Genomic DNA, 11,382 nt, shown 5'->3' with positions numbered 1-11,382 from the left:
CTTCCGATCGTGCAGATACAGCACGGCGGCGCGACGTTCGGTGGCCCCCACCGTGACCCGCTCGACGGGGCGCCCCGCGAGCACGGTCCGCCGTGTGACGGTGCCCGCCGGGCACCGCTGCACCGGCGCGAGCAGTTCGAGGATCCGCCGTTGCGCGACGAACGGCAGCCGCGGGTGCAGGGCGATCCGGAACAGCGGGCGCAGGAGCCTGCGTGCCGCGGCGGGTGACAACGTCGGGGTCGGTACGGGCATGGCTCAGGCTAGCCCTTCGGGAGCACCCGGGCGGTCACGAACGCAACGATGCGCTGGTAGGACGGTCCGACGAGTCGCACCCAGGCGTCGAGCAGTTTCGCGTCGGCGCCGATGAGCACGCGTCCCCTGTTGCGGCGCACACCGTCGACGATGGTCCTGGCGGCGTCCTCGGGGGTGGTGCGCGCCAACCTCTTGTCGAAGAACTGTGCGAAGGACGCCTGATCGTCGCCGTCGGGTACGGCGGCATTGCGGGCGATGGCCGTCTTGATCCCGCCCGGATGCACGCACGTCACCTGCACCGGGTGCTTCGCGACGAGCATCTCCTGACGCAGTGCCTCGGTGAATCCGCGCACCGCGAACTTCGCGGCGTTGTAGGCGCTCTGCCCGGGGATCGCCAGCAGCCCGAACAGGCTCGACACGTTCACGAGGTGTCCGTCGCCCGATGCGATCAGGTGCGGCAGGAACGCGTGGGTGCCGTTGACGACGCCCCAGAAGTCGACGTCCACGACACGTTCGAAATCCTTGAACTCGGAGCGTTCGAACTCGCCGTGGAACGCGATCCCGGCGTTGTTGTAGACCTGGTTGACCACCCCGTAGTGCGCGACCACCGACTCGGCGTACGCGACCACCTTCTCGCGCTGCGTGACGTCGAGGGTGTCCGACTTGACCTCGGCGCCCAGATCACGTGCGAGCCGCACCGTTTCGTCGAGCCCGACGACGTCGACGTCGGACAGCGCGAGCCGCGCGCCCTTCGCCGCGAGGTCGAGTGCCAGGGCGCGCCCGATCCCTGATCCGGCACCGGTGACGACGGCGACCCGTCCGGTGAATTCGCTCATTTGGCTGCTGCCTTCCGGGGAGTGCGGGTCTTCTTCGGTGCGGCCGGGGCCGGTGCGGATTCGACGGTGACGGGCGCCGGCGGGAGATCCGCAGCCGCGACGCTGCGGTACGCCGCGAGATCGAATTCCTTGGTGATCCGGCGGAACTCGAACGTGAACCCGGGCCACAGCGTGGTGTTGTTGCCGTGCTTGTCGAGGTACCAGCTGGCACACCCGCCGTTGCTCCACACGCTGGTGCGCAGCGCGTCCTGCAGGGAACGGTTGTACTCGCTCTGGCTGTCCTCGCGCACCTCGATGGTGCCGATGCGGTGGCTGTCGATGGTGCGGATCGCGTCGGTGACGTAGTTCAACTGCGATTCGATCATGTAGACCATCGAGGTGTGGCCGAGCCCGGTGTTGGGGCCGACGAGGAAGAACATGTTGGGGAACCCGGCGACCGCGCTGCCCTTGTACCCCTGCATCCCGGTGGCGTCGAAGACGTCGGCGAGCGATCGGCCGTCCTTGCCGAAGATGCCGGCGAACGTGGGGGAGTCGGTGACGTGGAAGCCGGTGGCGACGATGATCGCGTCGACCTTCCGGACGGTGCCGTCGCGGGTGACGATGCCGTCGGCGGTGACCTCGGCGATGCCGTCGGTGATCAGGTCGACGTTCGGCCGTGCGAGGGCGGGGTAGTAGTTGTTCGAGATCAGCATGCGCTTGCAGCCGATCTGGAAGTTCGGGGTGACCTTGCGGCGCAGTTCCCGATCGCGGATCTGGCGCCGGATGTGGGCGCGAGCGGCAAGTTCCAGCGGCTTCAGGAAGACGGGTGCCTTCGCGAGGCCGACGACCTGGGTCTCGCGGGTGACGTACTGCAGGGCGCGGGACAGTCGCTGGAACCCGGGGACGTGACGGAACGCGAATCGCTCGACGGGGGTGTACTCGCGGTCGGCGCGGGGCATCACCCACGGCGCGGTGCGCTGGTAGACGTCGAGGTGCGCGACCTTGCCGGCGATGGCGGGCACGATCTGGATGGCGGAGGCGCCGGTGCCGATGACGGCGACCCGCTTGCCGGCGAGGTCGGCGTCGTGGTTCCAGCGGGCCGAGTGGAAGATCTCGCCCTGGAAGTTCTCGATGCCGGTGATGTCGGGCAGCGAGGGTTCGCAGAGGGCGCCGACCGCGCTGACGACGACCCGCGCGCTGATGTCGCCGTGGTCGGTGGTGACGTCCCACCGGTGGGTGGTGGTGTTCCAGTGCGCGGATTTCACCTCGCAGCCGAACTCGATGCGCCGGCGCACGTCGTAGCGGTCGGCGACGGACTCGATGTAGGCCTGGATCTCGGGCTGCGGCGAGAACGATCGGGTCCACTCGGGGTTGAGCGCGAAGGAGTACGAGTAGAGGTTGGACGGCACATCGCAGGCGGCGCCGGGGTAGGTGTTGTCGCGCCAGGTGCCGCCGACGTCGTGTCCGCGCTCGAGGACCAGGAAATCCTTGCCGGCGCGGGCGAGGCGGATGGCGGCGCCCAGTCCGGCGAACCCGCTGCCGATGATGAGGGTGTCGACCTGGCGGGTGCCCGCACCCGAGGAGGTGTCTGTAACCGGGAGACTCATGTAAGTGAGCGTAGGGGCTTGTTGAGACGCGGTCAACAGTTTGTTGACCCGAATTCAATAGGAGTGCTTGCATGGGTGTCGTGAGCAGTCACAGGAAGACGACGGATGACGGGAACACCACGCCCCGACGCACCCGGCTGAGCCCCGAACAACGCCGCGCCCAGCTGATCGATCTCGGCGTGGAGATGCTCGCGACCAGACCCATCGAGCAGATCTCCGTCGAGGAGATCGCCGACCGCGCCGGTGTGTCACACGGATTGCTGTTCCACTACTTCGGGTCCAAACACGGCTACCACGTCGCGCTCGTCCGGCACATCAGCCGCGAGATGATCGCCCACACGGCGCCGGACGAGAGCCTCCCGCCCCTCGACATGCTGCGCGGCACCCTCGTCGCCTACGTCGAGTACGTCACCGAGCGCCGCGACGCCTACGTGTCGATGCTTCGCGGCTCCACCAGCGGCGACCCCGAGATGCGCGAGATCTTCGAGGCGACCCGTACCGCGATGGTCGAGCGGACCGTCGCGCACCTGCCCGCGATCGGGATCCGGACCGGTCCGGCGGTGCGGCTCGCCGTACACGGATGGGTCGCCTTCGTCGAGGACACGACCATCGTGTGGCTGCGTGATCACGCCGAACCGGCTGCATCCGCAGACCAGGTGATCAGCCGCGACGAGTTCATCGACCTCGCTGTCTCGGCGCTGCCGGCCGTCACCCTCGCCGCCCTCGCCTCCGGTGACTCGCAGAACCCTACTCTCGACGAATTCGTCCTCTGACGACGGCGCAGGCCGGGCCGGCGTCCCTGAGGACGACCGGCCCGGCCTGCTGTGAGAACCGTCGGCGCCGAGGCGCGAACGGGGCCTACCTGGTGGGAACTGCAGCTAGCGCGCGAACGCCTTCTCGATGATCTCCTGCTGCTCCACGGCGTGGACCTTGCTCGAGCCGGAGGAGGGCGCCGACATCGCGCGCCGCGACACCCGCTTGACACCGCTCAGGTGGTCCGGCAGGAGCTCCGGCAGCGCGAGACCCAGGAACGGCCACGCACCCTGGTTGGCCGGCTCCTCCTGCACCCAGTAGAACTCGGTGGCGTTCGGGTACCGATCCAGAGTTTCTGCGATCCGTCGACGCGGCACCGGGTACAACTGCTCGATGCGGACGATCGCGATGTCGTCGCGATTCTCCTTCTGCTTCTTCGCCAGCAGCTCCCAGTAGAGCTTGCCGGAGGTCAGCAGGACGCGGGTCGCCTTCGACCGGTCGGCGGTGTTGTCCTCGTAGGGGACCTCTTCGAGGACCGAGCGGAACTTGCCCTGCGTGAAGTCGGAGACGTTGCTGACTGCGGCCTTGTTGCGCAGCATCGACTTCGGCGTGAACACGACCAGCGGGCGGCGGATGCCGTCGAGGTGGTGGCGACGCAGCAGGTGGAAGTAGCTGGCGGGCGTCGACGGTACCGCGACGGTCATCGAGCCCTCGGCGCACAGCTGCAGCCAACGCTCGATTCGGCCGGAGGTGTGGTCGGGTCCCTGCCCTTCGTGACCGTGCGGCAGCAGCAGCACGACGTCCGAGAGCTGACCCCACTTCGCTTCACCGGACGAGATGAACTCGTCGATGATCGACTGGGCGCCGTTGACGAAGTCGCCGAACTGGGCCTCCCACAGGACGAGCGCGTCGGGGTTGCCCACCGAGTAGCCGTACTCGAAACCCAGGCCCGCGTACTCGGTCAGCGCCGAGTCGTACACCAGGAAGCGTCCGCCCTGACCGGACTCGTTGGCGACACGCGCCAGCGGGCTGTACTCGTCGCCGGACTTGCGGTCGATGAGCACCGAGTGACGCTGCGTGAACGTGCCGCGACGCGAGTCCTGGCCGGCGAGACGCACCAGCGCGCCCTGCTCGGCGAGGGAGCCGAACGCGAGGAGTTCGGCGAATGCCCAGTCGATGTGGCCGTTGACGGCCATGTCACGGCGCTTCTCGACGACCGGCTTGACGCGCGGGTGCACGGTGAAGCCCTCGGGCACGTCGGCGAACGCGTCGCCGATACGCTCGAGCACGGCCGGTTCGACGGCGGTCGTCAGGCGCGGTGCCGGGGTCTGGTCGAGTTCGACGGACTCCGACGGCTCCGGCTGGAACTTCTCGAGTTCCCGCACCTCGTTGAAGACCCGCTCCAACTGACCCTGGTAGTCGCGCAGGGCGTCTTCGGCTTCCTTCAGCGAGATGTCGCCGCGGCCGATCAGGGCCTCGGTGTAGCTCTTGCGGACGCTGCGCTTGGTGTCGATCACGTCGTACATCGCCGGCTGGGTCATCGACGGGTCGTCGCCCTCGTTGTGGCCGCGACGGCGGTAGCAGATCATGTCGATGACGACGTCCTTGTGGAACTTCTCGCGGAAGTCCACGGCCAGCTTCGCCACCCACACACACGCTTCGGGGTCGTCGCCGTTGACGTGGAAGATCGGCGCGCCGATCATCTTGGCGACGTCGGTGCAGTACTCCGACGACCGCGAGTGCTCGGGTGCGGTGGTGAACCCGACCTGGTTGTTGACGACGATGTGCACGGTGCCGCCGGTGCGGTAGCCGCGCAGCAACGCGAGGTTCAGTGTCTCGGCGACCACACCCTGACCGGCGAACGCGGCGTCGCCGTGCAGCAGCAGCGGCATGACGGTGAATCCGCCCTCACCCTTGTCGAGGATGTCCTGCTTCGCGCGGACCAGGCCCTCGAGGACCGGGTTGACGGCCTCGAGATGCGACGGGTTCGCGGTGAGCGACACCTTGATGTCGTTCTCCCCGAACATCTGGATGTAGGTGCCCTCGGCACCCAGGTGGTACTTCACGTCACCGGAGCCGTGTGCGGCGGCCGGGTTGAGGTTGCCCTCGAACTCGGTGAAGATCTTCGAGTACGGCTTGCCGACGATGTTGGCGAGCACGTTGAGGCGACCGCGGTGCGGCATCGCGATCGCGACCTCGTCGAGCTGATGCTCGGCGGCCTGGTCGATGATCGAGTCCATCATCGGAATGACCGATTCGGCGCCCTCGAGCGAGAACCGCTTCTGGCCGACGTACTTGGTCTGCAGGAACGTCTCGAACGCCTCGGCGGCGTTCAGGCGGCTGAGGATGTACTTCTGCTGCGCGACCGTCGGCTTGACGTGGTGGGCCTCGACACGTTCCTGCAGCCACTGCTGCTGTTCCGGTTCGAGGATGTGCGTGTACTCGATGCCGATGTGGCGGCAGTACGCGTCACGCAGCACCGACAGCACGTCGCGCAGCTTCATGCGCTGTTTGCCGTGGAAGCCACCTACGTTGAACTCGCGGTCGAGGTCCCACAGGGTCAGGTCGTGGGTGGTGACGTCGAGGTCGGGGTGCGACCGGAACTTGTCCTTGACGAACTGCAGCGGGTCCGTGTCGGCCATGAGGTGACCGCGGCTGCGGTACGCGGCGATCAGCTCGAGGACGCGCGTGTGCTTGTCGACGAGTCCCTCGGGCACGTCCTTGCGCCAGCGGACCGGCTCGTACGGGATGTGCAGCGTGTGGAAGATGTCGTCGTAGAAGTCGTCGCTGATGAGCAGCTGGTGGACCTGCTTGAGGAACTCACCCGACTCGGCGCCCTGGATGACGCGGTGGTCGTAGGTCGACGTCAGCGTCAGCAGCTTGCCGATGCCCATCTCCGCGATGCGCTCGTCCGACGCACCCTGGAACTCGGCGGGGTACTCCATCGCGCCGGCACCGATGATCGCGCCCTGGCCGTTCATCAGGCGCGGAACCGAGTGGACCGTGCCGATGCCGCCGGGGTTGGTCAGCGAGATCGTCACACCCGAGAAGTCGTCGCCGGTGAGCTTGCCGTCGCGGGCGCGGCGCACGATGTCCTCGTACGCCGAGTAGAACTGCGCGAAGTTCATCGTCTCGCAGTTCTTGATCGCGGCGACGACGAGGGAACGCTGACCGTTCTTGCCGGGCAGGTCGATGGCCAGGCCCAGGTTGGTGTGCGCGGGGACGACGAGGTTCGGCTTCCCGTCGATCTCCGCGAAGTGGTTGTTCATGTTCGGGAACGCCTTGATCGCCTGGACGATCGCGTAGCCGAGCAGATGGGTGAACGAGACCTTGCCGCCTCGGGTGCGGGCGAGGTGGTTGTTGATGACGATCCGGTTGTCGAACATCAGCTTCGCCGGGACCGCGCGCACGCTCGTGGCGGTCGGGATCGACAGCGAGGCATTCATGTTCTTCGCGACGGCGGCAGCGGCACCGCGAAGCACCTTCTTCTCCTCCGCGGCGGCCTTGTCGGCGGACGCGGCCGGGGCCTTCGGCGCTGCCGGCTTCGCGGCGGCGGGCTTCGCGGCGGGCTGGGGGGTCGCCGGCTTCGGAGCAGCAGCTGCCGGAGCGGGGGCGGTCGAGGGTGCCGCGGGGGTGGTCCGGGGGAGGGTGGACTGATCCGAAGCCGAGGTGTCGGCGCCGTTCACACCTCCCGCGACTGCTGCTTCCGGCGAATAGTCGGTGAGGAACTCGTGCCAGCTCGCATCCACGGACGAGGGGTCGTCCTGGAACCGCTGGTACATTTCGTCAACCAACCACTGGTTCTGTCCGAACTGTGATGTAGAGCTGCTGCTCACGGCAGTTGTTCGCCTCGTTTCTTTCTTCGGTACCCGATCGGAGCGCCTGTGCTATGAGGCTAGCCCGCCGCATATGACGATCAGAACCGATCGTCGGCACCGGAGAGCCAGCTCACAGTTTCTGTGTCGATGGGGTCTCCATCGATGACGGTTCTCGACAGCCGATTATTCCCTGTAGGGTGCATCGCCGCAGCATGGACCCCGTTACAAGTTCGAGGTGTGCGCAGTCGCAACGGAACCCGTGCCGACCGCGTCACCCTCGCCGTGCGGAGCACGCGGTCGATCCGGGCGTGCCCCGACCCGTCCGGTCGCCGCGCCTTCCGCGTGGGCCCACAGCCCCGCGTAGATCCCGTCGCCGTCCAACAGGTGCGCGTGCGGACCGCACTCGACGATGCGGCCACCGTCGACCACGACGACCAGATCCGCGCGGGCGGCCGTGGCGAGGCGGTGCGCCACGACCACCGCGGTGCGCCGGCGTGCGAGTGCGGCCCCCGCATCGAGGACGGCGCGTTCCGTCGCGGGGTCGAGGGTGGCGGTCGCCTCGTCGAGCAGCAGCAGATCGGGATCGACGAGTTCGGCGCGGGCCAGCGCGATGAGCTGACGTTGACCGGCGGACAACCCCTGCCCGCGTTCCCCGACCGGATGATGCATCCCGTCGGAGAGTCCCGCGATCATGTCCAACGCGCCCACGGCCCGGGCCGCCGACTCGATGTCGGCGCGGTCCGCGTCGGGTCGCCCGAACGCGATGTTGCTCGCGACCGTTCCGGTGAACAGGTGGGCCTCCTGCGGCACCACACCGAGCCGGTGACGGTACGCGTGCAGCGGGAAGTCGCGCAGATCGGTTCCGTCCACACGCACCGCGCCGGCCGTCGGGTCGTAGAACCGGGCGAGGAGCTTGACGATCGTCGACTTGCCGGCACCCGTCCTGCCGACCAGTGCCACCGTGGTCCCGGCCGGAATGTGCAGATCGACGTCCGTCAGTGCGGGGTCGGCGTCGTCGCGATAGCGGAATCCCACGTCGGCGAGCTGGACTTCACCGCGGAGGTGACCGGTGATCGGCACCGACGCCGTCGATTCCGTCTCGAGGGAACTCTGCGTCCGCAGCAGCTCACCGATCCGCCGCAAGCCCACCCGAGCCTGCTGGTAGCCGTCGAACACCTGGGAGAGCTGCTGGATCGGCCCGAACAGCAGATTCAGGTAGAGGACGAACGCGACGAGCACGCCGGCTGTCGCGGCGCCCGACGCGACCTCCCGCGAACCGACGAGCACGACGGCGGCGAGAGCGAGATCCGACAGCAGCGCGATGAACGGGAAGTACAGGGAGATGGCCCGCTGCGACCGCATCCGGCTGCGCAGATACGAACCGGACCGTTCCGCGAACCGTCGGGCGGCCTCACTCTCGCGCCGGTACGCCTGCGCCGCTCGCAGTCCCGTGACGTTCTCCTGGAAATCAGCATTGACCAGGGATATCCGTTCGCGGGACTGCGCGTACGCGGTGCCCGAGACCTTACGGAACCACAGGGTGGCCACCACCAGCACCGGGACGACCGACAGCACGACCAGCGCGAGCGACGGATCGGTCGCGAGGAGCGCAGCCGAGATCCCGACGAGGGTGAGCACACCGACCACGGCGGTCGACAATCCCGTCTGGATGAACTGGGACAACGCGTCGACGTCCGTGGTCATCCGCGTCATGATGCGACCGGACAGTTCACGCTCGTAGTAATCGAGCCCCAGCCGCTGCAGGTGCGCATAGCTGCGGACCCGCAATCCGAACAGCACCCGCTCACCGGCCTGCGCGGTGAGCACCGTCAACACCGCCACGGCCACCCAACCGACCAGCGCCACCGCGACGCCGACGGCCGTGGCCCGCCACAGTTCACCCGGAGCACCCGGGGTCACCCCGCGGTCCACCGCGAACCGCACGATCGACGGGAACGCGATGTCGGCGAGGGCCTGCACCGCGAGGCACACCACCACGGCGGCCAGCAGCGCCCGGACGGGCCGCAGGGTGCGCCGGAGCGAGAACGTCGGATCGTCGCGACGCAGCTCCGCCGACCGGTACTCCGGGCGGTCCCCGGGTGTGTCCTGCGCCGGTGGCAACGCCGCGACCGACGCGCGCAACTCGGGGGTGGGTGCGATCGCGCCCAACGCCCCACCGATCGGTCCGCCGCCCCCCGGGCCGCGGCCGACACCTCCGCCGGTGCCGGACCGTGGCCCGGACCCGTCGGGCACGGTGCCGAGTTCGGGCCACAGCACCGCCGCCGACGTGTCGGCGGCCTCACCGGGACGGGCCGCGCCGTCCGTCGGCGCCGCAGGGACGCCGTCGGGCGAGAGCAACCGGCGGAACACGGCGCTGCGCCGGTCGAGGTCGTCCACGGTGCCGATGTCCACGATCCGACCGCCGTCCAGGACCGCGACGCGGTCGGCCAGCGCGAGCGTCGACCGACGGTGGGCCAGCACCAGCGTGGTGCGGTCGGGCCGCGACCGCAGGGCCGCGTAGATCGCCGCCTCGGTCTCCGCGTCGACCGCGGAGGTGGCGTCGTCGAGCAGCAACACCCGGGGTTCGAGCAACAGTGCCCGTGCCAGCGCCACCCGTTGACGCTGGCCGCCGGACAATGTGAGGCCGCGCTCACCCACGACGGTGTCGTATCCGTCGGGGAGCGCAGCGATGAACTCGTCGGCGCGCGCGGCGACCGCCGCGGACCGGATCTCCTCGGCGCTCGCGTCCGGGCGTCCCAGAGCGATGTTCGCGGCGATGGTGTCGGAGAACAGGAACGGTTCGTCGAACACGAGGCTCACCGCCTCCCGCAACCGGTCGGCGCGCACCGTCGCGACATCGACGTCGACCCCGCCGGACGTCAGACACACCGACCCGGACGACGGGGCGTAGAAACGGGGGAACAGCAGCGACATCGCGGTCTTGCCCGACCCCGCGGGCCCGACGATCGCAACGGTCTCGCCGGGACGCACCTCGAGATCCAGGCCGCGCAGCACGTCGTGGCCCGGCTCGAACCCGAACGTGACCTCACGCAATGCCAGGCCGAGCGGCCCCTCGGGCACGGGCGCAGGGTCGGCGGGATCGGCGACGTCCGGTTCGGTGTCGATCACCTCGTACACACGCTCGACGGCGGCGCGGGACAGTTGCGCGAGGATCACGACGTGCGCGAGGGTCCGGGTCGTTGCGCTCATCGTCGCGATGTAAGCGGTGAACGCGACGAACGTGCCGACGGTGATCGTGCCGTGCAGCGCGAGCCACCCGCCGGCCGCGATGGTCGCGACGAGCCCCAACTGCGGGATCGCGCTCATCGGTGCCGCGAACCACGCGTTGATGCGGGCGGCGCGGAGCCGCTCCGCGTACAGGGCCCGCCCGTGCTCCTCGAGCCGGTCCACGGCCCGCGACTCCTGACCGAACCCCTTGACGACCCGAACCCCGGTGACGGTCTCCTCGACGTGCTGGGCGAGGTCGGCGGCACGCTGCTGCGCCGACCAGGTCGCCGCGAACACCTTCGGGCGCACCGTGCGCACCAGCAACGCGATCACCGGCACGGTGACGACCGCGATCAACGTGAGCAGCGGCGACAGCGCCGTCATGATCACGAGAGCCAGGACGAACTGGAGCAGGGCGCCGGCGGACATCGGCACCATCGCCAGCAGCCCCTGCACGAGTTGCAGATCGGTGATGGATCGGGACACGACCTGCCCGGTGCGGATCCGGTCCTGGCCGGAACCGTCGAGACGCTGCAACGAACCGAGCAACCGCAACCGCAGATCGTGCTGGACGTCGAGGGACAGCCGGCCCGCCAGCATGCGACGCCCGTACTGGCAGCCGAACCGCACGAGCGCACCGACGGCGATCGCGACGGCCGCGATCACGATCACCGACTGTGCGGCAGCCCGCTCGGTTCCCTGCGAGGTCGCGCTGTCGAGCGCGGCCTTCGTCAGCAGCGGGAACGTGATGTCGATCAGGGCCGCGACGATCGTGGCGGCGAGTGCACCGAACGCGGTCGCGCGGTGTAGCAGGCATTCGGCGCCGAGTCGTCGGACCCAGCCCCGATCGGGGGAATCGAGTGGCATCGCCTCCGACAGTATCGCCGGGTGACGACAAGGTGATCGTCG

The 11,382-nt window shown here is 68.8% G+C and carries 5 protein-coding genes and 1 pseudogene; 1 reads left to right on the top strand and 5 read right to left on the bottom strand.

Translation table 11 applies throughout. The features are described 5' to 3' along the window. The 3 genes and pseudogenes from LDQ05_RS11345 to LDQ05_RS11335 form a co-directional block, all read right to left on the bottom strand. Nucleotides 1-252 (bottom strand): annotated as a pseudogene (locus LDQ05_RS11345) (esterase); the annotation flags it as partial. Between the two features lie 8 nt (nucleotides 253-260). After that, complete coding sequence (locus LDQ05_RS11340) at nucleotides 261-1,088, bottom strand: SDR family NAD(P)-dependent oxidoreductase (RefSeq protein ID WP_226437064.1); 828 nt, start codon at nucleotides 1,086-1,088, stop codon at nucleotides 261-263. Next, a complete protein-coding gene (locus tag LDQ05_RS11335) occupies nucleotides 1,085-2,674 on the bottom strand; it encodes a flavin-containing monooxygenase (RefSeq protein WP_226437063.1) in 1,590 nt (529 codons plus the stop codon). The genes LDQ05_RS11340 and LDQ05_RS11335 overlap by 4 nt, the downstream gene beginning before the upstream one ends. 80 nt (nucleotides 2,675-2,754) lie before the next feature. On the opposite strand from LDQ05_RS11335, the gene LDQ05_RS11330 reads away from it, so the two are divergent. Next, a complete protein-coding gene (locus LDQ05_RS11330) occupies nucleotides 2,755-3,447 on the top strand; it encodes a TetR/AcrR family transcriptional regulator (RefSeq protein ID WP_226437062.1) in 693 nt (230 codons plus the stop codon). A 105-nt stretch (nucleotides 3,448-3,552) separates the two neighbouring features. Here LDQ05_RS11330 and LDQ05_RS11325 read toward each other — a convergent pair whose 3' ends face one another. Both LDQ05_RS11325 and LDQ05_RS11320 read right to left on the bottom strand, forming a co-directional pair. Beyond that, nucleotides 3,553-7,209, bottom strand: coding sequence for a multifunctional oxoglutarate decarboxylase/oxoglutarate dehydrogenase thiamine pyrophosphate-binding subunit/dihydrolipoyllysine-residue succinyltransferase subunit (locus LDQ05_RS11325; protein WP_443711609.1), 3,657 nt, complete (start codon nucleotides 7,207-7,209; stop codon nucleotides 3,553-3,555). Between the two features lie 258 nt (nucleotides 7,210-7,467). Next, a complete protein-coding gene (locus tag LDQ05_RS11320) occupies nucleotides 7,468-11,340 on the bottom strand; it encodes an ABC transporter ATP-binding protein (protein ID WP_226437060.1) in 3,873 nt (1,290 codons plus the stop codon). Between the last annotated feature and the right edge of the window lie 42 nt (nucleotides 11,341-11,382).

Origin of the sequence: Rhodococcus yananensis (assembly GCF_020515525.1) — a bacterium.
Taxonomy (GTDB): domain Bacteria; phylum Actinomycetota; class Actinomycetes; order Mycobacteriales; family Mycobacteriaceae; genus Rhodococcus; species Rhodococcus yananensis.
The sequence above is the reverse complement of the archived record's forward strand: the minus strand, read 5'-3'. Positions and strand labels throughout refer to the sequence as shown.